The 21,388-nt window shown below is 63.0% G+C and carries 15 protein-coding genes, 1 tRNA gene and 2 riboswitches; of the genes, 14 read left to right on the forward strand and 2 right to left on the reverse strand.

Features of this window, described 5'->3' with window-relative positions; translation table 11 throughout:
- Nucleotides 1-49: 49 nt before the first annotated feature.
- The 13 genes from ASE94_RS06095 (at nucleotide 50) to ASE94_RS06155 (ending at nucleotide 17,195) form a co-directional block, all read left to right on the forward strand.
- Nucleotides 50-829, forward strand: a complete 780-nt coding sequence (locus ASE94_RS06095) for an N-acyl homoserine lactonase family protein (RefSeq protein WP_062629988.1) — start codon at nucleotides 50-52, stop codon at nucleotides 827-829.
- On the forward strand, nucleotides 822-2,588 hold the full coding sequence (locus ASE94_RS06100) for an ABC transporter ATP-binding protein (RefSeq protein WP_062629648.1): 1,767 nt from the start codon (nucleotides 822-824) through the stop codon (nucleotides 2,586-2,588). Before ASE94_RS06095 ends, ASE94_RS06100 begins: the two co-directional genes overlap by 8 nt.
- Nucleotides 2,585-3,436 (forward strand): ABC transporter permease, encoded by an 852-nt coding sequence (locus tag ASE94_RS06105; RefSeq protein ID WP_156351931.1) that lies wholly within the window; start codon nucleotides 2,585-2,587, stop codon nucleotides 3,434-3,436. The genes ASE94_RS06100 and ASE94_RS06105 overlap by 4 nt, the downstream gene beginning before the upstream one ends.
- A 3-nt stretch (nucleotides 3,437-3,439) precedes the next feature.
- Nucleotides 3,440-4,429 (forward strand): ABC transporter permease, encoded by a 990-nt coding sequence (locus tag ASE94_RS06110; RefSeq protein WP_062629649.1) that lies wholly within the window; start codon nucleotides 3,440-3,442, stop codon nucleotides 4,427-4,429.
- Nucleotides 4,430-4,449: 20 nt separating this feature from the next.
- Entirely contained in the window at nucleotides 4,450-5,280 is an 831-nt protein-coding gene (locus ASE94_RS06115; RefSeq protein ID WP_062629650.1) for an urea amidolyase associated protein UAAP1, read from the forward strand.
- Between the two features lie 10 nt (nucleotides 5,281-5,290).
- Entirely contained in the window at nucleotides 5,291-5,914 is a 624-nt protein-coding gene (locus tag ASE94_RS06120; RefSeq protein ID WP_062629651.1) for an urea amidolyase associated protein UAAP2, read from the forward strand.
- Nucleotides 5,911-7,719 carry an allophanate hydrolase gene (atzF, locus tag ASE94_RS06125; protein ID WP_062629652.1) on the forward strand — a complete coding sequence of 603 codons (1,809 nt, stop codon included), beginning with the start codon at nucleotides 5,911-5,913 and terminating at the stop codon, nucleotides 7,717-7,719. Before ASE94_RS06120 ends, atzF begins: the two co-directional genes overlap by 4 nt.
- 130 nt (nucleotides 7,720-7,849) lie before the next feature.
- Nucleotides 7,850-7,957, forward strand: a riboswitch (guanidine-I (ykkC/yxkD leader).
- A 77-nt stretch (nucleotides 7,958-8,034) separates the two neighbouring features.
- Nucleotides 8,035-9,096 carry a putative urea ABC transporter substrate-binding protein gene (locus ASE94_RS06130; RefSeq protein WP_062629653.1) on the forward strand — a complete coding sequence of 354 codons (1,062 nt, stop codon included), beginning with the start codon at nucleotides 8,035-8,037 and terminating at the stop codon, nucleotides 9,094-9,096.
- An 11-nt stretch (nucleotides 9,097-9,107) separates the two neighbouring features.
- On the forward strand, nucleotides 9,108-9,923 hold the full coding sequence (locus ASE94_RS06135; RefSeq protein WP_062629654.1) for an ABC transporter permease subunit: 816 nt from the start codon (nucleotides 9,108-9,110) through the stop codon (nucleotides 9,921-9,923).
- Entirely contained in the window at nucleotides 9,920-10,747 is an 828-nt protein-coding gene (locus ASE94_RS06140) for an ABC transporter ATP-binding protein (RefSeq protein ID WP_062629655.1), read from the forward strand. Before ASE94_RS06135 ends, ASE94_RS06140 begins: the two co-directional genes overlap by 4 nt.
- Nucleotides 10,748-10,750: 3 nt before the next feature.
- Nucleotides 10,751-14,290: an urea carboxylase gene (gene uca, locus ASE94_RS06145; RefSeq protein WP_062629656.1), complete on the forward strand. Its 3,540-nt coding sequence runs from the start codon at nucleotides 10,751-10,753 to the stop codon at nucleotides 14,288-14,290.
- Between the two features lie 141 nt (nucleotides 14,291-14,431).
- A riboswitch (guanidine-I (ykkC/yxkD leader) is annotated at nucleotides 14,432-14,538 on the forward strand.
- A gap of 62 nt (nucleotides 14,539-14,600) precedes the next feature.
- Nucleotides 14,601-16,163 carry an ABC transporter substrate-binding protein gene (locus tag ASE94_RS06150; protein ID WP_062629657.1) on the forward strand — a complete coding sequence of 521 codons (1,563 nt, stop codon included), beginning with the start codon at nucleotides 14,601-14,603 and terminating at the stop codon, nucleotides 16,161-16,163.
- 48 nt (nucleotides 16,164-16,211) lie between these two features.
- On the forward strand, nucleotides 16,212-17,195 hold the full coding sequence (locus ASE94_RS06155; protein ID WP_061911908.1) for an MBL fold metallo-hydrolase: 984 nt from the start codon (nucleotides 16,212-16,214) through the stop codon (nucleotides 17,193-17,195).
- A gap of 95 nt (nucleotides 17,196-17,290) precedes the next feature.
- Here ASE94_RS06155 and ASE94_RS06160 read toward each other — a convergent pair.
- Nucleotides 17,291-17,367: transfer RNA gene (locus ASE94_RS06160), tRNA-Arg, on the reverse strand.
- Between the two features lie 152 nt (nucleotides 17,368-17,519).
- On the opposite strand from ASE94_RS06160, the gene ASE94_RS06165 reads away from it, so the two are divergent.
- A complete protein-coding gene (locus ASE94_RS06165) occupies nucleotides 17,520-18,134 on the forward strand; it encodes a DNA-3-methyladenine glycosylase I (RefSeq protein ID WP_062629658.1) in 615 nt (204 codons plus the stop codon).
- A 121-nt stretch (nucleotides 18,135-18,255) separates the two neighbouring features.
- On the opposite strand, the gene ASE94_RS06170 is transcribed toward ASE94_RS06165, so the two are convergent.
- On the reverse strand, nucleotides 18,256-21,387 hold the full coding sequence (locus tag ASE94_RS06170; RefSeq protein WP_062629659.1) for an efflux RND transporter permease subunit: 3,132 nt from the start codon (nucleotides 21,385-21,387) through the stop codon (nucleotides 18,256-18,258).
- Nucleotide 21,388: the final 1 nt, after the last annotated feature.

Genomic DNA, 21,388 nt, shown 5'->3' on the forward strand with positions numbered 1-21,388 from the left:
GGATCGGCATGAAGCCGGCAGAAGCTAAAGCAATATTCCGGTGGCGCTCATGACCGCTGTCAAGCGCATGTTCGTGCTGCTCTGCGGTTACGAAATCCTGCCGATGACCGTGTCGCTGCGCGGCGCCGATCCGAAATTCATCGTCTCCGTCCCGATCTGCACCTATCTCCTCGACACACGTGACGGCTGGGTCCTTCTCGATGCCGGGCTCGATAGCCATCACCTGGTCGATCCCGGCCAAATAGAGAAATACTTTTCTCCCGGCCGCTGGTTTCCGCCGCCGGTCGTCAAGCCGGTCCACGAAATGGAAGCCCAGCTCAAATCGATCGGCATCGGTTTTGAGGACATTTCCGTCCTCATCCTCTCCCATCTCCACGCCGATCACAGCGGCCACATCAAGCGCATGCCGCAAGCGCGCATCGTCGTCCAAAAGCGCGAATACGACTACGCTTTCTCGAACGCCGAAAAGATCGCCTACTTCCCCGAAGACTACGACCTTCCCGGCCTTAGCTGGGACGTCATCGACGGCGACTCCAAAATCCTCGATGGCATTGAAGCCATCTTCACCCCCGGCCACACGCCGGGTCACCAATCGCTCATCGTCGATCTGCCGCAAACCGGCAAGGTCATCCTCACCGCCGATGTCGGCGATTGGATCGAAAATTTCGATCAAGAAATTCTACCCGGCTCCGCCACGAGCGACGAAGAAGCCATCGCCTCGATCCGCCGCATCAATGCGCTCCGCCAGCAAACCGGAGCCCCGATGTTCCTGACCCACGATCCGGTGCTGGTGCAAAAAATCAAACTGGCGCCTGACTACTATGCGTGACCCCGTCCTCTCCATCCGCGGCCTTCACGTTCGCCTCAGCCGCGATGGTCAGGCGAGTACCGTCCTCGATGGCATCGATCTCGACATGGCGCCCGGCGAAGTCGTCGCGCTTGTCGGCGAAAGCGGCTCCGGCAAATCGACGATCGGCCTCGCCATCCAGGGCCTCCTGCCCGCCGAAAGCCAGCCCGACATTTCGGGCAGCATCCGCCTCGCCGAAAGCGAAGTCGTTGGCGCCAAGCCGGACGCGTTACGCCAGATCCGCCGCACCCTCGTGCGCGGCGTGCCGCAGGACCCGATGGGCGCGCTTAATCCCACCATGACCATCGGCCGGCAAATGGCCGAAACCGGCCTCACGTCAGTCGAAGTGCTCGATTGGCTGACCCGCGTCGGCCTCCCCGACCCAGAGCGTATCGCCCGCGACATGCCCCATCGTCTCTCGGGCGGTCAGCGCCAGCGCGTGCTGATCGCCATGAGCATGGCTGCGAAGCCGCGGCTTCTCATTGCCGACGAACCGACCACCGCCCTCGACGTCACCGTCCAGGCGCAAATCCTCGCTTTGCTTACCGATCTCGCGCGCGAGCAGGAAACCGCCATCCTTTTCATCACCCACGATCTCGCCGTCGCCGCCGAACTCTCCGATCGTGTCATGGTGCTGTTCGGCGGCCGCGTCGCCGAGCTCGGCGACACACGAAAAGTAGTCGTCTCCCCAGCCCATCCCTATTCTGCCGGCCTGCTCTCCGCGCGCTTCGATCTCGACACCGATCGCAATCGCCAGCTCACTAGCCTCTCGATCGATCGCGATCGCCGTCGCCCGGAAGGTACCCATTGCAACTACCAGGCACGCTGCCCCCTCGCGAGCAGCGCGTGCCGCCTCCAGCGGCCGGACCTCAAGGAAACCGCAGCCGGCTCCCGCGCCGCCTGCTTTCACAGCGACCGCGTTCCTGAACTTCTCCTCAGCGCCCGCACTGCGCCGGAATGGCCCGAAGCTATGGCAAGCGATGCCGATGCCCTAGAACTCTATCGTATCCGCAAGAGCTTTCCCGCCGGCCGCAACACGCTCTTTGGCAAGAAGCGTCACACCCAAGTGCTCGCCGGCGTCGATCTTCGCATCCGCCTCGGCGAATGCGTGGCCCTTGTCGGCGAAAGCGGCTCGGGCAAATCGACGCTCCTCCGCATTGCCGCCGGCCTCACCCAGGCCGACGAGGGTGATGTCTCCTGGTTCGGCGGCGTACCGCCACAAGTGGTCTTTCAGGATGCCGTTGCCGCGCTGACGCCATGGCTCTCGATCGGCGAGCAGATCCGCGATCGCCTGCGCCCTCTTGGCCTTAACCGGTCCGAACAGGACAAGCGGATCGCCGAAGCCCTCAATCTTGTCGGCATCGATCCGGCCCTTGCCGAGGCCCTGCCCTCCGAACTTTCCGGCGGCCAGTGCCAGCGTGTCACCGTCGCTCGCGCTGTCGTCGTGCCGCCGCGCCTCCTTCTCTGCGATGAGCCGATCAGCGCCATGGACGTCTCCCTCGCCGCCCAGACGCTCAATCTCCTCGGCACCCTCCGCCGCCAATTGGGCATGGGCATGCTGTTCGTCACCCACGATCTCGCCGCTGCGCGCCTCATCGCCGATCGCATCGCCGTCCTCGAAAAAGGCCAATTGGTCGAAATTGGCGAACCCGACCAGATCATTTCCGCCCCGCAGGCGCCCTATACCAAAACCCTGGTCAGCGCCGTTCCGCGGCTCCATGCGCAGGAGGCACGGCTATGAGCGTCATGACCTCCGGACCCATCACCAGCCAAAACACCGGCGGCTGGCTGCGCCGCATCGGTTGGCTCGAACGCGTCGGTCTCCTCGGCGTTCTTGCCGTCACCTTTCTCGCGGTCTTCGGCCCGCTGATCGCGCCGTTCGATCCCATGCTGCGCGTCGCCGATGCTTATCTGCCGCCCGGCGCGACCCACCTGTTCGGCACCGATGAAATCGGCCGCGACCTATTCTCGCGCGTCCTCCTCGGCGTGCGTTACACCTGGCTTCCGGGCCTCGCCGTCATCGGCATCGCGCTCGTCATCGGCAGCGCCGTCGGCGTCTTCGCCGGCATGATGGGCGGCTGGGTCGATGCACTGTTCCAGCGTATCGTCGAGCTTTTCCTCGTGCTGCCCTCGACGCTGATCGCCATCTCCGTCGTCGCGGCGCTTGGCCCCGGCCTTCTCAACACCATGATCGCCATCACCATTTTCTGGTGGCCTTGGTATGCCCGCATGACGCGCGACGAAGTCCGGCGCATTCGCAGCCGCCCCCATGTCGAGGCCGCCCGGATTGCTGGTGTCAGCCGCATGCGCCTCATGCTGCGCTATCTGCTGCCCGGCACCGTGCCCGCGCTCCTCGTCGCGGCGACGCTCGATGTCGCCAATATCATCCTGACCCTGTCGCTGATGTCCTTCCTTGGCCTCGGCCTTCCCGCCCCGGCGCCCGAACTCGGCGCCATGACGGCCCGCTCGATCGATAGCCTCACCACTTATTGGTGGCTGCCCATTCTCCCGGCAATCGTGATTTTCGTCATGTCCGTCTGCGCCAACCTTGCCGGCGATGGCATTCGCTCGGCGCTGCGGGGAGCCTGAGCCATGGCCTCCTACCTCCTCAAGCGTCTGGCCGGCCTCGCTCTCGTCCTGCTCGTCATGAGTTTCATCGTTTTCTGCCTCCAGAGCATCATCCCTTCCGATCCGGCGCGCTCGCTGGCTGGTCCTTCCGCTCCGCAAGAAACTGTCGATCAGCTCCGTCAAGATATGGGCCTCAATGACCCGCTCCTCGTGCAATACGGAAGTTTTGTCAGCCGCCTCACCCAAGGCGATCTTGGCACTTCCATCCGCACCCGCCAGCCGATTGCCGAAGATGTCCTGCGCTATGGCCCGGCCACGCTCGAACTGATCATCGCCGCCATGCTCATGGGCACGGCGCTCGCCTTCATCCTCGCCTTTGCCCAGGCAACTCTCCAGCGCTCCGGTGGCGTCCGTGTCGGCATGCTAGCTCTCGGCTCCGTCCCCATCTTCCTGACAGCGCTGCTTCTCGCCTATTTCCTCTGGTTCCGCCTCGGCTGGTTCCCCGGCAGCGGCCGTCTCGACATTCGCCGCTTCTCCGGCCCCACCGGCTTTTTCGTGCTCGATGGATTGCTCCTCGGCCGCCCCGAGGTCAGCCTCAGCGCGCTGCGCCATCTATTCCTGCCCGCCCTCGCCCTCTCCGTACCGATTGCAGTTTCAGTCGGCCGTTCGCTGAGCTCAGCGCTCGTCGATGTCATGCGCCAGCCCTATATCCGTACCGCGCGCGGCAAGGGGCTCGGCGCGGGCTATATCTTCGTGCGCCATGGCCTCCGCAACGCTGCCTCCGCCCCGCTCGCCATGCTCGGCCTCCAGGTCGGCCTGCTGTTCGGCAATCTGCTGATCGTTGAGCGCGTCTTCGCCTGGCCCGGCCTTGGGCTCTACACCGTCCAGTCCTTCGCCACCTCCGACCTGCCCGCCGTTCTCGGCGTCGCTCTGGTCTTCGGCGCCTTCTACATCCTGGTCACCATGCTGGTCGAAATCGCCCAGTCCCTGGCCGATCCCCGTATCGCGCTCTAGCGCCAAAAGGAGAAAGAGCCATGCCGGCTTCCGATACCGAAACAGAGCAGCAGATCGCCGCCAACCGCGCCCGCTACGAAGCGCTCAAGGCCGCCGGCACCGGGCAGGCGCCCAAGGCCATGCCGGGCCCGACCGACCCGACCCAGGCACCTCTCGAACCTTCCTCGGCGATCTTTTCCGAAACCGTGCCTGGCGGCTGGTACGCCAATTACCGGCTGAAGAAAGGCGAGCGCCTGCGCATCCTCTCCCCCGAAGGCAAGAGCGCCGTCGCCCTTCTCGCCTGGAATGCCATAGACACCTCCGAGCGGCTCAATCACGCCGACACCATCAAAATCCAATGGACCGCCGCGCTCGGCAAAGGCCGGCTGCTGTTTTCGGATATGGGCCGCGTCCTCTTCTCGATTGTCGAGGACACAAGCGGCGCGCATGACGTCCTCGCTGGCGGCCTCAACGCCGCTGGCACAGTCCGCAAATATGGCGACGACCCAAACCTCCGCAACACCCGCACCAATTTCCTCCTGGCCGCGGCTAAATTCGGTCTCGACCCGCGCGATATCCCGCCCTTCATCAGCTTCTTCGCGCCCGTTACCGTTGCCGAAGACGGCACGCTGTCCTGGCAACAAGACGCACGAAAGCCCGGCGACTTCGTCGAAATCCGCGCCGAAATGGACCTCCTCATCGCCATCTCGAACTGCCCGCACCCACTCGATCCCGCGGCAACCTACACAGCCACACCCATCGACGTGTCCATGCTGAAGCCGCAAGCTTCGTCGGGCGAAGATTTCTGCCGAACGGCCACGCCTGAAGCCGTTCGCGGCTTTGAAAATACCGACGCTTACCGCCTGTCCTGAGGAGCGCGCCATGACATCAAAGACGCCCATTTTCGAGCATGACATTCCAGCGCGTCAGCCCTGGTCCGGCCTGGTCCGCAAGGGTCAGGTCCTCCGCATCATCGATACCCGCGGCCAACAAGCGATCGACACGCTGTTTTACAAAGCCGACGATTTCGCCGAGCGCTATAGCGCTCAGGATACGCTCCAGGCCCAAGGCTCGGCCTATATCAGCACCGGCTCGAAACTGATGTCGAGCGAGGGCAATGTCATGCTGACCGTCACCGACGACAGCTGCGGCCGCCACGACACCTCGGCCGGCGCCTGCTCATGCGAAAGCAATACCGTCCGCTTCGGCCACCACACCAAGTTCGAGCACGCTTGCCGTGAAAACTTCGTCGCCGAGGTTTCGCGCCACGGCATGAGCAAGCGCGACATCGTGCCAAACATCAACTTCTTCATGAACGTGCCGATCGCACCCAATGGCGATCTCGTCATTGACGACGGCATTTCCGCGCCCGGCTCCTATGTCGAAATGGTCGCAGAAATGGACGTGCTCTGCGTCATCTCCAATTGCCCCCAGATCAACAATCCCTGCAACGGCTTCAACCCGACCCCCGTCGCCGTGCAGATCTTCGCAGGAGCAGAGGGATGACAAACACCCTTCCCCAAATCCTCGATTTCACGAGCCTCCGTGCGCTCTACGCTGCCGGCACATCGCCGCTCGACCTCGTCAACGCCCTGATCGAACGGCTCGACGTGGCAACCGATCCGGCCGTGTTCATCACCCGCGCCACACCTGACCAGCTCCGCGCCGCCGCGGCCGACCTCCTCGCGCGCGCACCGGAGCCCAATAGCTTGCCGCTCTGGGGCATCCCTTTCGCCATCAAGGACAATATCGACGCCGCAGGCTTTCCGACCACCGCCGCCTGCCCCGCCTTCGCGTACTCCCCCGAGCAGGACGCGACCGTCATCGCCCGGCTCCGCGCAGCGGGGGCCATCGTCGTCGGCAAGACCAATCTCGATCAGTTCGCCACCGGCCTTAACGGCACTCGCTCGCCCTATGGCGCGCCGCGCTCTGTTTTCAACGCTGATTACGTCTCCGGCGGATCAAGCTCCGGCTCGGCCGTCGCCGTCGCCAGCGGCCTAGCCGCTTTCGCCCTCGGCACCGACACCGCGGGCTCCGGCCGCGTCCCCGCCGCCTTCAACAATCTCGTGGGCATCAAGCCAAGCCCCGGCCGCGTCCCCAATACCGGCGTCGTCCCCGCCTGCCGCAGCGTCGACGTGGTGACCGTTATGGCCGCCAATGTCACCGACGGCATCGCGGTCCGCGCCGTCATGAATGGTTACGACGCCGCCGACCCCTTCTCGCGCAAACCAGCGTCCATGAGCCTCCCGCCAAAACTCCGCGTCGGCGTCCTCATCGGCAAGGACAAGGAATTTTACGGCAACCACGCCTTTGCCGATCTTTACGAGGAAGCCATCGCGCGCGCCAAAAAACTCGGCGCCGAAATCGTCCCCATCGACTACACCCCCTTCCGCGATGCCGCCGCCCTCCTCTACCAAGGCCCCTGGGTCGCCGAACGCCTCGCGGCCATCGAAACCTTCTTCGCCAAATCCGCCGATGACATGGACCCAACCGTCCGCACCATTATCGGCGGCGCCACAAAATTCAGCGCCGTCGACGCCTTCAATGGCCGCTACGAACTCGGCCGCCTGCGCCAGTTGACCCTCCTCGAATGGGCTAAGGCCGACGTTCTCCTTCTCCCCACCTCGCCCGATATCCAGACCGTCGAGGCCATGCGCGCCGATCCGATCGCGCTTAATTCCCGCTTCGGCCTCTATACCAATTTCGCCAACCTCCTCGATTGCAGCGCCATCGCCGTCCCCGCCGGTTTCACCGCCAATGGCCTGCCCTTCGGTGTCACGCTCGTCGCCCCACAAGATTGTGACGACGCCCTCGCCCCCTTCGCCAATGCCATGCACCAAGCCGCCGCCACCGGCAGCGGCCTCGATCGCACCAAACTCATCCCCGCCGTCACGATCCCCGCCACCGATCGCATCGAAATCGCCGTCGTCGGCGCTCATTTGACCGGCATGCCGCTCAATCCCGAACTGACCGCGCTCGGCGGCTGGCTCGTCGAAGAAACTAAGACCGCGCCACAATACCGGCTCTACGCTCTCAAAGGCACTGTGCCACCCAAACCTGGCCTCCAGCGCGTCGCCGAAACCAACGGCGAACCCATCATTATCGAGGTCTGGTCCCTCCCCGCCGCCGGCTTCGGCACGTTCGTGTCAAAGATCCCCGCGCCCCTCGGCGTCGGCAAGCTCGTCCTCGCCGATGGCCGCCACGTCACCGGCTTCCTTTGCGAAGCCACAGCGCTCGACGATGCCGCCGACATCACCAAGTTCGGCGGCTGGCGCGCCTATATCGCCAGCAAGGCTAAGACCACCGCCTGATGCGACCTGCGGCAGCGCCCACCGTTTGTGCAGCCTGCCGCAGCTTTCACCGCTGAAACGCTCAGAAGCCCGCCGATCCGCCCGGAAACACCCGCCACAACTTGGCACGCCGATTGCAACTCACCCTGCATGAGTTAGCGGCTAGGGTTCCGGCATCAGGGATGCGTCTGGTCCGAGAGCTGCTACCGGACCGGGAGACATCCGGCCGGGTGCACGGCGGGACAAAAGCCCGGGAGACCTCTGTGGCCAAGGGATTGGCGGCATGATGGTCGCCACCAATCCCCTTCCAGTTGACCGAACGGAAAGGGACTAGACATGAACCTCTTGAAGACCGCCGCGATCGTCCTCGCAGCGACCACGGCGCTCACCTTGCCTGCCTTTGCCCAGGCCAAGACCGATTTCAAGGTCGCCTGGTCGATCTATGTCGGCTGGATGCCCTGGGGCTATGCCGAGGAGCACGGCATCGTCGACAAATGGGCCGAGAAATACGGCATCACCATCGAGGTGACCCAGTTCAACGACTACGTGGAGTCGATGAACCAATACACCGCCGGCGCCTATGACGCGGTCAGCCTCACCAATATGGACGGCCTCTCGATCCCCGCTGCCGGCGGCGTCGATACCACCGCCGTCATCGTGGGCGATTTCTCCTCGGGCAATGACGCCGTCATCCTCAAGAACGCGACCGAACTCGCCGACATCGCGGGTCAAACCGTCAACCTCGTCGAGTTCTCCGTTTCTCACTATCTCCTCGCCCGCGCCCTAGACAGCGTCGGCCTCACCGAGCGCGACGTGAACGTCGTCAACACCGCCGATCCCGATATGGTCGGCGCCTTCCAGACGGCCGACGTCACTGCGCTGGTCACCTGGAACCCCATGGTCTCGGAAATCCTCGCTCTGCCCGATGCAACGAGCGTCTTCGATAGCTCCATGATCCCCGGCGAAATCATCGATCTCATGGTCGCCAATACCGAAGTGCTCGAGGCCAATCCCGACTTCGGCAAGGCCCTGGCCGGCATCTGGTACGAAACCGTTTCCCTTATGACCGCTGACACGCCGGAAGGCGCCGCCGCCCGCGCAGCCATGGGTGCCGCATCAGGCACCGATCAGACCGGATTTGAAACCCAGCTTGCCGCGACCAAGCTCTTTGCCGATCCAAAGGAGGCCGTCACCTTCGTCACCTCGCCCGATTTGTCCGCGACCATGGACCGGGTCCGCACCTTCCTCTTCGATAAGGGCCTCCTCGGCTCGGGCGCGCCTTCGGCCGACGTCATCGGCATCGAACTGGCTGACGGCACGGTCCTCGGCGATCCCAACTTCGTCAAGCTGCGCTTCACTGACGACTATATGCAGCTCGCCGCCGACAACGCGCTCTGAGGCACCCTCCCATGCGGTGGATCAATTATAAGCCGTCGCGGATCACGGCGCTGACGCTGGCCCTGTGCCCATTCATCCTGGTCCTCCTGGCCTATGCCATCGGGTCCGCCGCGCGGCTCGCCGACAATCCTGCGGATAAGCTCCTGCCGGGGATTGCGGCGCTTGGCGATGCCATCAACCGCATGGCCTTTACCCCCGATGTCCGCACCGGAGAACTCTTTCTCTGGGCGGACACCCTCGCCAGCCTTGGCCGCCTCGGCGCTAGCCTCGGCATAGCGACGGCCATCGCGCTCGTGGTCGGCATGCTCGTCGGCATGTTCCCCTATTTGCGGGCGCTGCTCGCGCCCTTCATCGCCGTCGTCTCAATGGTCCCGCCCCTCGCCCTTCTGCCCGTGCTCTTCATCGTCATGGGCCTCGGCGAAGTGTCAAAGATCACGCTGATCGTCATCGGCATTACCCCGATCATGATCCGCGATCTGGCCTTCAAGGTACTCGATCTGCCCCATGAGCAATTGGTCAAGGCCCAGACGCTCGACGCCTCCTCGTTCCAGATCGCCATGCGCGTCGTCCTCCCCCAGACCCTGCCGCGGCTCTTCACCTGCCTCAAGCTGCAGCTTGGCCCCGCCTGGCTGTTCCTGATTGCCGCCGAAGCCATCTCCTCGGATTCCGGCCTTGGCTACCGCATCTTCCTCGTCCGCCGCTATCTCTCGATGGATGTCATCTTCACCTATGTCGCCTGGATCACGCTGCTCGCCGTCATCATGAATGTCGCGCTCGATTGGCTGCGCGTCACCATCTTCCCCTGGACGCGGGGGACCGCCCAATGAGCCGGATCGTGGTCAAGGATGTCTGGCAGGAATATGGGGATCAGGTGGTCCTCGAGCGCATCTCGCTGACCATCGAACCGCGCTCATTTGTGGCGCTCGTCGGCCCCTCCGGCTGCGGCAAGAGCACCTTTCTCCGCCTGCTGCTGGGCGACGAAAAACCGACGCGCGGCACGATCACGCTCGATGGCGCGCCTTTGGTCGCCGAGCCGGGTCCCGATCGCGGCGTCGTCTTCCAGCGCTATTCAGTGTTCCCGCATCTCACCGTTCTCGGCAATGTCCTCTTCGGTCTCGAAATGCGTGGCTCGTCCACGCGCATTCGTCTCCTCGGACAAAAACGCCGTCAGGCCATCGAAACCTCCCGCGCCATGATCGCTGCTGTCGGTCTCTCGGGCAGCGAGGATAAATATCCCGCCCAACTCTCGGGCGGCATGCAGCAGCGCCTGGCGCTGGCGCAGGCTCTCGTCATGAAGCCGGCCGTCCTCCTTCTCGACGAACCTTTTGGCGCGCTCGATCCCGGCATTCGCGCCGAAATCCACGAGCTCATGAAAACGCTCTGGCACGAAACCGCGCTCACCGTCGTCATGGTCACCCATGACATGCGCGAGGCCTTTACCCTCGCCACCCGCGTCATCGCCTTCGAGCGCCCCCGCGACCGCCCTGAAGAGCGCGAGCGTTATGGCGCGCTTCTCAGCCAAGACATTTCCATCTGGCCGCCCCGCATTGCGGGCGCCGCACATCCATCCAGCCCGGACCGGGACGACCCGGCATTCCCCCTGGGCCAGACGCGGGACGACCCGGTCATCTCTGAACCGCCGGGAGCCTGATCCATGTTCACCAAAGTCCTCGTCGCCAATCGCGGCGAGATCGCCGTCCGCGTCATCCGGACCCTCAAGCGCATGGGCATTGCCTCGGTCGCCGTCTATTCCGATGCCGATCGCTTTACCCCTGCCGTCACCCTGGCCGATGAAGCCGTGCGCCTCGGCCCGGCACCGGCAACGGAAAGCTATCTCAACATCGACGCCGTCATTGCCGCCTGCCGGGCCACCGGCGCAGAGGCTGTCCATCCCGGCTATGGCTTCCTCTCGGAAAATATCGGCTTTGCCCGTCGGCTCGCCGCGGAAGGCATCACCTTCATCGGCCCCCGGCCCGAGCATATCGAAGCCTTCGGCCTAAAACACACGGCCCGCGACCTCGCCAAGGCCAATGGCGTCCCGCTCCTCCCCGGCACCGGCCTCATCGCCGATATCGATGAAGCGCTGAGCGCCGCCGAAACCATCGGCTATCCGGTCATGCTCAAGAGCACCGCCGGAGGCGGCGGCATCGGCATGCAGCTCTGCGCCGACCCCGAAATCCTCCGCGAAAGTTTTGCTTCCGTTCAGCGCACCGCCACCGCCAGCTTTGGCGACGCCCGGGTCTATCTCGAACGCTTCGTCTCCGATGCGCGCCATGTCGAAGTCCAACTCTTCGGCGATGGCGCGGGCCGTGTCATCGCTCTGGGCGAGCGCGATTGCTCCCTCCAGCGCCGCAACCAGAAAGTCATCGAGGAAACCCCCGCACCGCTTCTCTCGGACGAGGTCCGCGCGCGCCTTCACCAGGCCGCCGTCGATCTCGGCAGTGCCGTCTCCTATGCCTCCGCCGGCACGGTCGAATTCATCTACGACCCCGCGCGCGAAGAATTCTACTTCCTCGAAGTCAATACGCGCCTCCAGGTCGAACACCCGGTCACCGAGGCTGTCTTCGGCATTGATCTCGTCGAGTGGATGATCCGCCAGGCTGCGGGTGAAGACGTGATCGGCGCGGCCGGTCCGCTGATCCCCAAGGGCGCCGCGATCGAAGCCCGCCTCTATGCCGAAAAGCCCAATGCCAATTTCCAGCCCAGCGCCGGCCTTCTGACCGAAGTCAGCTTCACCGAAAACGCCCGCATCGATGGCTGGATCGCCACTGGCACCGAGGTCTCGCCCTTTTACGATCCGATGCTGGCCAAGATCATCGTCTGGGGCGAAGATCGGCCCGCCGCCATCGCCGCGCTCCAGACCGCCCTTGCCGAAAGTGCGGTCAGCGGCATCGAAACCAATCTCGGCTACCTTCAGGCCATCGCGTCCTCCGATCTCCTCGCCTCTGGCAAGGTCGCAACCACCGCTCTGCGCCAGTTCGCCTATGTCGCCGACAGCATCGACGTTATCCAGCCCGGCGCCCAGTCGAGCCTCCAGGAACTACCGGGGCGCCTCCATCTCTGGCATGTCGGCGTCCCCCCGAGCGGCCCCATGGACGAACGCTCCTTCCGCCACGCCAATAGGCTCGTCGGCAATGCCGATGTAACGGCCGCCCTGGAGCTCACCGTCTCCGGTCCGGTCCTCAAATTTCACGCCGAAGCGGCGGTCGCCCTAGCGGGCGCCAACATGCCCGCGACGCTCGATGGAATTGCCGTACCGCACGGCAAAGCCTTCACCATCGCCGCTGGCCAGACCCTTTCGATCGGCGCGATCGCGGGCGCGGGCCAACGCACCTATCTCGCCGTCCGCGGCGGATTCAAGGCACCTCATGTCCTCGGGTCCCGCGCCGCCTTCGGTCTTGGCGCCTTCGGTGGTCACGCCACCGGCACGCTCAAGGCCGGGGACGCGCTGCACCTCGCCCGTACCCCACAAGACAATGTCCAACCAGCCGGCGACCCGGCCGAACTCTCCCGGCATTGGGATGTCGGCGTTCTCTATGGCCCCCACGGCGCCCCCGATTTCTTCCAGCCCGAAGATATCGAAGACCTTTTCTCCGCCAATTACGAAGTCCATTACAACAGCGCCCGCACCGGCGTCCGGCTCATGGGCCCCACACCCCGTTGGGCTCGCAGCGATGGCGGCGAAGCCGGCCTCCACCCCTCCAACCTCCACGACAATCCCTACGCCATCGGCGCAATCGATTTTACCGGTGATATGCCGATCATTCTCGGCCCCGATGGCCCGAGCCTTGGCGGTTTCGTCTGCCCCGCCGTCATTGCCCGCGACGAACAATGGAAAATGGGCCAGTTCCGCCCCGGCGACACCATCCGCTTCCATCCCGTCGCGCGCCCCGCCGACCCCATCAAGGCACCCAGCATCAGCCGCTCCGGCATCGATACCGGCTCGGCCATCGTGGGCGCCGATGACTCTGGCGTCGTTCCAGTCGTCTATCGCCGCCAAGGAGACGATAATCTCCTCGTCGAATATGGGCCGATGACCCTCGACATCGCCCTCCGCCTGCGCGTGCATCTGCTGATGGAAGCGGTTGAGGCGGCGAAACTGCCCGGCCTCATCGACCTCACCCCCGGCATCCGCTCCCTCCAGATCCACTATGACAGTACGGTCCTCAGCCGTGAGCGCCTCCTCGGCATGCTGGCCGAAATCGAAAAAAACCTGCCGCGCGCCGAAGACGTCAGCATCCCAAGCCGTATCGTCCACCTGCCTCTCTCCTGGAACGACCCGGAGGCACAGCTTGCCATGCGCAAATATCAGGACCTCGTTCGCCCCGACGCCCCCTGGTGCCCCGACAACATCGAATTCATCCGCCGCATCAACGGCCTCGACAGCATTGAAGCCGTCCGCAACGTGATATTTGACGCGAGTTACCTTGTCCTTGGTCTCGGCGACGTCTATCTCGGCGCGCCCGTCGCCACCCCGGTCGATCCGCGTCACCGTCTCGTGACCACCAAATACAATCCCGCCCGCACCTGGACGCCGGAAAACGCTGTCGGCATCGGCGGCGCCTATATGTGCATCTATGGCATGGAGGGGCCCGGCGGCTATCAGCTCTTTGGCCGCACCATCCAGGTCTGGAACACCTGGCGCACGACGCCCTACTTCCCCAAGGGCTCGCCCTGGCTCCTGCGCTTCTTCGATCAGATCCGCTTCTTTCCCGTCAGCCACGAAGAGCTCATGGACGCCCGCGCCGCCTTCCCCCATGGCGCCTATCCCCTCCGCATCGAGGAGGCCACATTCTCCTACGCCGACTATGCCGGCTTCCTTGATCGCAACGCCGCCTCGATCAGCGATTTCCGCTCCGGCCAGCGAGCCGCCTTCAATGCCGAGCGGCAACGCTGGAAGGACGAGGGCCTCGACAGCTTCGTCGCCGACGATCTACCGCCCGAAGGCAGCGACACCGACGTTCCCGAAGGCTGCTTTGCCGTCTCGAGCGCCGTCCCCGGCAATGTCTGGAAAGTGCTCGTCGAGGAAGGTGCTTCCGTCGCGGCTGGCGAAACCATCGCCATCATCGAATCCATGAAAATGGAAATTGCCGTCACCGCCCACGCGCCGGGTCGCATCCGCACCGTCAAGGCTGCTCCCGGCCGCACGGTCCGCGGCGGAGACATCATCGCCGTCGTGGAAACCGCCGCCTAACTTCTAATCAGCACTTGGGAATGCGACTAATTTCTACGCAATTCCCCGTTCTCTATCCAAGTCGCCTTTGCCAAGAAGTCAACGATAACGGAATGTTAGCACTCCCCAACCAGATGGCACACGCTTTGCACTAATGACAATGAGATTGGTGGCTAGGGTTCCGATGCCGAAAGGCGTGTCTGGTCCGAGAGCTGCCACCATGGGGCAGCCGCCCCATGGACGCACGGCGGGACAAAAGCCCGGGAGACCTCGCAAGCCAGGAAGTGGCGCGGATGGTCTTCGTCACTTCCTTGTCCAACAAGGAGACCCCATGTTGTTTTCAGGACTGCCGGCCTACCGGCAATGCACGCTTCGCCTCGCTGTTTCGGCCGCCATCCTGATCGGCGTAATCGCTTCCGGCGCCCTTAACCCATTGCAAGCACAGGAAGTTCTCCGCCTGCCGATCGCCACCGATTTCGACAGCTTCGACCCCGACAACGCCTTCGAAATGGATGGCCTCTCGGCCATCAACAACGTCTACGAAGGCCTCGTCGAATACGTCCCCGGCAGCGCCGAAATTCGCGGCCTCCTCGCCACCGACTGGACCATTTCCGAAGACGGCCTGACCTACACCTTCAATCTCGTCCAAGGCGCCACCTTCCACGACGGCACCCCGTTCAACGCCGAAGCCGTCGTCACCTCTTTCCAGCGCCGCAAGGACAGCGACCTGATCCTCTCCTACTTCCTTTGGAACATGGAAAAGATCGAAGCTGTCGATGACGACACGGTCGCTATCACCCTCGGCATGCCCCAGCCATCGTTCCTCGATAGTCTCGCAAGTCCTTGGAGTCCAAAGGTTATCAGCCCGGCCGCGCTGACTGAACATGCCGGCACCGATAATGCTGCATCTTGGCTCGACACCAACGCCGTCGGCACCGGCCCATTCACCCTTGCAAGCTTTGATCGCGGCCAGGGCTATTCGCTCGAACGCTTCGACGGCTACTACGGCAAACCGTCTTTTTTCGACACGGTCGAACTGCCGTTGATGCCCGAAGTCAGCCAGCAGGTCCTCAGTCTCCAGGCCCAGGAAACCGACGCCGTACCAGCCAATTACCCCTGGGCGCAGCTTGCCGCGCTACCACCAGGCCTCGAGATCACCTCTGCGCCCAGCACTTCGTTGATCATCGGTTTCGTCAAGCCGGAATCTCCGCTGACCGACCCCGACATCCGCGCCGCCTTCCTCACCGCGGTCAACCCGGGCAACTGGGTCGCCGATGCCTATGGCGCCTATGGCCACACGGCCAAGTCGCTCTATCCAACCATCATGCTTGATCCCAAGACGCCATTGGAGTTTCCCACGGACACTGCCGCCGCCGAGGCGACCGTTGCCGCCAAGGGCCCGATCACGCTGACCATTGGCATCAGCACCGAAGAAGCCAATTCCCTGACCCGCGTCACCGACCTGATGGTCGCTGAACTTGCCGGCATCGGCATCAACGCGACGGTCACCATCCTGCCCTCCGGTGCCGCTTTCGGCCTCAAGGACAATCCCAATGGCCCGGACCTCTATATAGGAAAACTGACGCCCGACGCGCTCCACCCTGAAAACCAGGCGGCAATTTTCTTCACCGAAAAAGCGCCCATCAACTTCTATGGCCGCGCCCTTCCCGAGGCCGATGCCCTCGTCAACGAGGCCGGCACCCTGACCGATATTGCTGCCCGCAACGCGCTCTACGAACAAGCCAGCCAGCTCTATGTCGACAACGGCCTCTTCATTCCCTTCGTGGAAGTAGACGATGTCGTCGTGCATCCCGAAGGCCTGATCGACCTCGAACTTCGCGCCGCCTATGCCCCCGGCAATATCGATTACGGCTCCGTGCGCTGGGCCGACTGAACACTAGGCGGCCTGCGGGCCGCCTCTCCCTGCCATGAGGAATGTGCCATGAACACCGTGGAAATCACGCACGTCGCGCAGGATAAAACGATCGAACGCGCGCCCTTCACGCCCAATATGCGCGTCGCCAACCTAACCGATTATCTCATCTGCTTTTACGACGGCCGCGATATCGCGAGCTATCCAGATTGGCTGCAGAGCAATATCGACATGCAGCTCGGCGTTTGCTGCTACGTCATCCATCGAGGCGATAAGGCCATCATCTTCGACACCATGCTCTACAAGGAGCACATTCTTTGGATCGATCGCTTTATCCGGGACATGGGCATCCGGCACGTCTCGGTCATCAATTCTCATTGGGACTGCGACCACATCGCCGGCAATTTTCTCTATAAAAACAGCGACATCATCAGCACGTCGACGACGCGCCTCAAGATCGAGTCCAATGCCGAACTCTTCCGCACCGGCGAAATCTGGGCACTTGCCGGCGATCCCTATTATCCCGGTGTCGAAGAAGTCGTCCTGCCCAACCGGACCTTCGATGGCCGCATGACGCTTCATCTCGATGATATCGAGATCGAACTGATCGAGACCTTCGTTCACCAGTTCGGGCATCTCGTCGCTTATCTGCCAAAGGACAAAATCCTCCTCGCTGCCGACGCCTGCGAGGACACTGTGCCTTTCAACACCATGGCGATGACCTCGGAACTCCCTCTCCAACTCCGCACCTATCGCCAGATCGCCGCCATCCCAGCCGAGCGCGTCTATCCCTGCCATGGCCGCTTCGATGTCATTGCCAATGGCGGGTACACGCAGGATTTTACCGAGGCGATGATCGCCTACAATCTCCAGCTTATCGATCGCATGGATAGCGGAGACTTTCTCACCGACCCGCTCGAAAGCTTCATCGAGCCTGCCCTCGCCCGCGGAACGCTGGCGTTGCACGAACCCTATCGAGCGCTCCACGCCAACAACGTCAACCTGATCCACCGCATCTATGGATCGCGCGGAAAACCTATTGTTTCCCGATAGTTAGACGCTCTGCAAACGGCAAATCAAAGGTGATGAAAACGCCCAAAGCGGATCGCGTGCTCTGCCCTCGGCAGTCTCAAATGTCTTGAAAAAACTGGTGCACCCGGCGAGATTCGAACTCACGACCTCTGCCTTCGGAGGGCAGCGCTCTATCCAGCTGAGCTACGGGTGCAGGCCGGATTCGGGGACTGGCCCCGATCAGTGGGCGCAAACTAGTCGATGGGGGCGCGTTGTGCAACGGGGTTTCCGATGCTCTTTCGGTAGCATCACGTTAGCATCGAGCTGGCCTTTTGGCGGAATCGGTTACGGTTTGGGGAAAATGGAATGAGCGGAACCTTGCCCGGCCCGGATGAGCGCGAGCGCTGTGCCTGGTGTGCGGGGGCGCCGGAATTTGTGCCCTATCACGACCATGAATGGGGTTTTCCAGTCAGCGACGATCGCCGGCTTTTCGAAAAGATCTGCCTAGAAGGATTTCAGTCCGGGCTGAGCTGGCGGACAATCCTCAACAAGCGCGATGCGTTTCGGACCGGATTTGCCCATTTCGAGATCGATGCGGTGGCAAAATTCACAGAGGCCGATGTCGAGCGGCTGCTGCAGGATAAGGGCATCGTGCGGCACCGGGGAAAGATTGCGGCCGCGATCAACAATGCCAAGCGCGCGCAGGAGCTGATCAAAGAGGCGGGGTCGATCGCGGCTTTCGTCTGGCGCTATGAGGTACCCGAAGGCGAAGCCCCGCCCCCGCAGAGCCAGACGACGAGCCCGGAGGCCATCGCGCTCTCGAAGGCACTGAAGAAGCGCGGCTGGGCCTTCGTGGGGCCGACGACGGTCTTTGCCTTCATGCAGGCCATGGGACTGGTCAATGACCATGCTTTGGGGTGCGTGAGCCGGGAGAAGGCGGCGGCGGAGCGGGCTGCTTTCAAGGTGCCTGGACGCGGATGAGGCCCCCTCCCAACCTCCCCCTGAAGGGGGGCGGAGCTGCACCGCGTGCGGTAGGAGATCGAGCGTAAAAAGAATAGCCCGGCTTTCGCCGGGCTATCTTGGGCAGCGTGGAGGAGCAAAATTACTCCGCGGGCTTCGCCTCGACGTGTCCGTGCTCGTGATCATCCGGCGCTTTAGGCATGAAGCGGCGGGTGAAGGCGCTGAAGCTGTCGATGTAGGTGAGAAGCACCGGGACGACGAGGAGGGTCAGCGCAGTCGAGCTGATGAGCCCGCCGATCACGGCGTGGGCCATCGGCGCGTTTTGGCCGGAGCCTTCGTGGAGGCTGAGGGCCAGGGGCAGCATGCCGAAGATCATGGCGAGGGTAGTCATGATGATCGGGCGGAAGCGGGTGACGCCGGCTTCGACCAGAGCCTCATAGAGGTTCCAGCCATCGCGCATATGCTGGTTGGCATTGTCGACGAGCAGGATGGCGTTTTTCACGACGAGACCCATCAACATGATGAAGCCGATGGCCGAGAACATGTTGAGCGTCGAGCCGCCAACGAGAAGGCCGACCATGACGCCGATCAGCGCCAGGGGCAATGAGCCCATGATGGCGATCGGTTGGAGAAAGCTGCCGAACTGGCTGGCGAGCACGAGATAGATGAAGATCACCGCCAGGAGGAGGGCAGAACCCGCAGCCGCGCCGGCATCCTGGATCTGCTCGACGTCGCCGCCGAAGGACGAGCGATAACCCGTGGGGAAATCGAGCGTGTTGATCGCCTGTTGCAGTTGCGGCGTGATGGTACCGAGTTCGACGCCTTCGACATTGGCCTCGATGGTGACGCCACGCTGCAGGTCCTGCCGGTTGATGGTGGCCGGACCCGTGCTTTCGACGACATCGGCAACCTGACCGAGGGTGATCATGCCGCTCGACCCCGTCGCAATCGGCAGATTACCAATGGCGTCGATATCGCTGCGCAAGGCTTCGGGGAGACGCACGACGACCGAATAGACCTGGCCATTGGGCGCGGTCCAATCCGAAACATCGTCGCCGCTGATCAGAGGCGCCATGGTCGAGGCGATCTGAGCGATCGAGACGCCGAGGCTATCGGCGAGGTCGCGATTGATATTGATGCCCACCACGGCCTGCGCATCGTCAAGGCTCGACTTGATGTCGATAAGGCCATCGATCTTGCCAAGCTCGCGCATGAGTTGGTCGCCGAGGCGCTTGAGAACGATGAAGCTGTCGCCGTAAAGCGTGATGGAGACGGGTGCGGAAGAGCCGCCAAGACCCGACGCTGCCGCCACCTGGAAGGTAGCACCGGGCACCGCATCAAGAGCACGTCGAACTTCAGGCATGAACTCGACAGGCGTGACGTCGCGATCTTCCTTATCGACCAGCGTCACCGTCATCGAGCCAGTGTTCTGGCCCGAGGCTTGCAGACCCCCTGCGACGGTCGAATAGGTGGTTTCGACGACTGGGAAGGCGCGGATGATGGTCTCTGCCTGCCGCATCTTTTCGGCGGTGTATTCCTTGCTCGAGCCAGCAGGCGTTTCGACGCTGATGGTGAAATTGCCATTGTCGGTTGCCGGGATGAACTCGACGCCCACCTGCGGGAACAGCGCGAAACTGCCGAGGAACGACAAAAGGGCGATCAAAAGCACGCTCTTGCGCCATTTGAGGCCCCAGCGAATCAGGTGGCGATAGCCCTCGGTGATCCACTCGAAGAACCGATCGAACTGCTGCACCGCCTTGCCGATCGGGCCGCGCTTGGCATTGGGATTGGACGCCGGATCATACCAGACGCTCGACATCATGGGATCGAGCGTGAAGGCGATAAAAAGTGAAATCAGGACGGCGACGGAGACGGTGACGCCGAACTGCAGGAAGAAGCGGCCCATGATGCCGTCCATGAAGGCGACGGGCAGGAACACAGCGACGATGGAGAGCGTCGTCGCCATGACGGCGAGGCCGATTTCGTTGGTGCCATCGAAGGCTGCCTGCCTATGGCTCTTGCCCATATGGAGATGGCGCGTGATGTTTTCGCGCACCACGATGGCGTCGTCGATGAGGATACCGACGGCCAACGAGAGGGCGAGCAGCGTCATCATGTTGAGCGTAAACCCCATGACGTTGAGCGCCACCATGGTACCGATGATCGAGATCGGCAGGGTCAGGCCCGTGATGACAGTCGAGCGCCAGGAATTGAGGAAAAGGAACACGATGACGACGGCAAGGAGTGCGCCTTCGATCAGCATGTTCTGGACCGCATGGAAGGAATCTTCCACCGGCTTGGCATTGTCGACGACGACCTCGATCTTGACATCGCCACCCGTCAGTTCGGTTGCGAGCAAGGTATCGATGGTGTGGCGGATTTCCTCGGCGACGCCGACGGTGTTGGCGCCCTGGGTCTTGAGAATATCGACGGCGAGCGCGCGTTCGCCATTGAGAATGGCAAGGCTCGAGGCTTCGCCCGTGCCGTCCTCGATGGTCGCGACATCGCGCAGGGTGACCGGCTGACCGCCCTGATTGCCGACGACGATGTCGTAAAAATCCTGCTGATCTTCGAGCCGGCCCAAGACCTGGATCGACTGGACGATGCTGCCCTGCGTGATCGAGCCGGCGGCCAAATCCTTGTTGGCATTCTGCAGCGCCTGGGTGACGGCGCTCGGGGTGATGTTGAACGCAGTCAGGCGATCGGGATCGATATTGATATTGAGCTGACGCGGCACGCCGCCGACGACACTGGCGCTGCCGACGCCGGAAATATTGGAGATGCGCTTGACGATGATGTCTTCGGTCAGCGCAGTGAGATCGCGATCGGAGAGCGTGGTCGAGCTGACGGCGAGCGACAGGATCGGCAAGGCGGAAGGGTCGAAGCGCAGCACCTGCGGCTCCCCTGCCCCATCGGGCAGATTGGCTTTGACCGGATCGAGCTTGTCGCGAACGTCCTGGGCTTTTTGCTGCGAATTTTCTTCGAGATTGAAGATCATCAGCACCATGGCCTGGCCGGACTGGGCCGTGGACTGGATGGTGTCGAGGCCCGCAATGGTGTTCACCGCGTCTTCGATAGGCTCGATGATATCAGCCTCAACCGCCTCAGGCGAAGCGCCGGGATAGCTGACGACGACGGCAACGACCGGGAAATCGACATCGGGCATCTGCTCGATGGGGAGGCGCTGATAAGAGTAAAAACCGAAGACCACGATGGCCACCATGATCATGGTGGCAAAGACGGGGTGATTGACGCTGATACGGGTCAGAAACATC

The sequence above is a fragment of the Devosia sp. Leaf64 genome, assembly GCF_001421945.1.
Lineage (GTDB): Bacteria > Pseudomonadota > Alphaproteobacteria > Rhizobiales > Devosiaceae > Devosia.

Bases quoted from the DNA above. Each gene is read 5' to 3' on its own strand.
- ASE94_RS06095 (WP_062629988.1), top strand. From the start codon at position 50: ATGACCGCTGTCAAGCGCATGTTCGTGCTGCTCTGCGGTTACGAAATC.
- ASE94_RS06100 (WP_062629648.1), top strand. From the start codon at position 822: ATGCGTGACCCCGTCCTCTCCATCCGCGGCCTTCACGTTCGCCTCAGC.
- ASE94_RS06105 (WP_156351931.1), top strand. From the start codon at position 2,585: ATGAGCGTCATGACCTCCGGACCCATCACCAGCCAAAACACCGGCGGC.
- ASE94_RS06110 (WP_062629649.1), top strand. From the start codon at position 3,440: ATGGCCTCCTACCTCCTCAAGCGTCTGGCCGGCCTCGCTCTCGTCCTG.
- ASE94_RS06115 (WP_062629650.1), top strand. From the start codon at position 4,450: ATGCCGGCTTCCGATACCGAAACAGAGCAGCAGATCGCCGCCAACCGC.
- ASE94_RS06120 (WP_062629651.1), top strand. From the start codon at position 5,291: ATGACATCAAAGACGCCCATTTTCGAGCATGACATTCCAGCGCGTCAG.
- atzF (WP_062629652.1), top strand. From the start codon at position 5,911: ATGACAAACACCCTTCCCCAAATCCTCGATTTCACGAGCCTCCGTGCG.
- ASE94_RS06130 (WP_062629653.1), top strand. From the start codon at position 8,035: ATGAACCTCTTGAAGACCGCCGCGATCGTCCTCGCAGCGACCACGGCG.
- ASE94_RS06135 (WP_062629654.1), top strand. From the start codon at position 9,108: ATGCGGTGGATCAATTATAAGCCGTCGCGGATCACGGCGCTGACGCTG.
- ASE94_RS06140 (WP_062629655.1), top strand. From the start codon at position 9,920: ATGAGCCGGATCGTGGTCAAGGATGTCTGGCAGGAATATGGGGATCAG.
- uca (WP_062629656.1), top strand. From the start codon at position 10,751: ATGTTCACCAAAGTCCTCGTCGCCAATCGCGGCGAGATCGCCGTCCGC.
- ASE94_RS06150 (WP_062629657.1), top strand. From the start codon at position 14,601: ATGTTGTTTTCAGGACTGCCGGCCTACCGGCAATGCACGCTTCGCCTC.
- ASE94_RS06155 (WP_061911908.1), top strand. From the start codon at position 16,212: ATGAACACCGTGGAAATCACGCACGTCGCGCAGGATAAAACGATCGAA.
- ASE94_RS06165 (WP_062629658.1), top strand. From the start codon at position 17,520: ATGAGCGGAACCTTGCCCGGCCCGGATGAGCGCGAGCGCTGTGCCTGG.
- ASE94_RS06170 (WP_062629659.1), bottom strand. From the start codon at position 21,387: ATGTTTCTGACCCGTATCAGCGTCAATCACCCCGTCTTTGCCACCATG.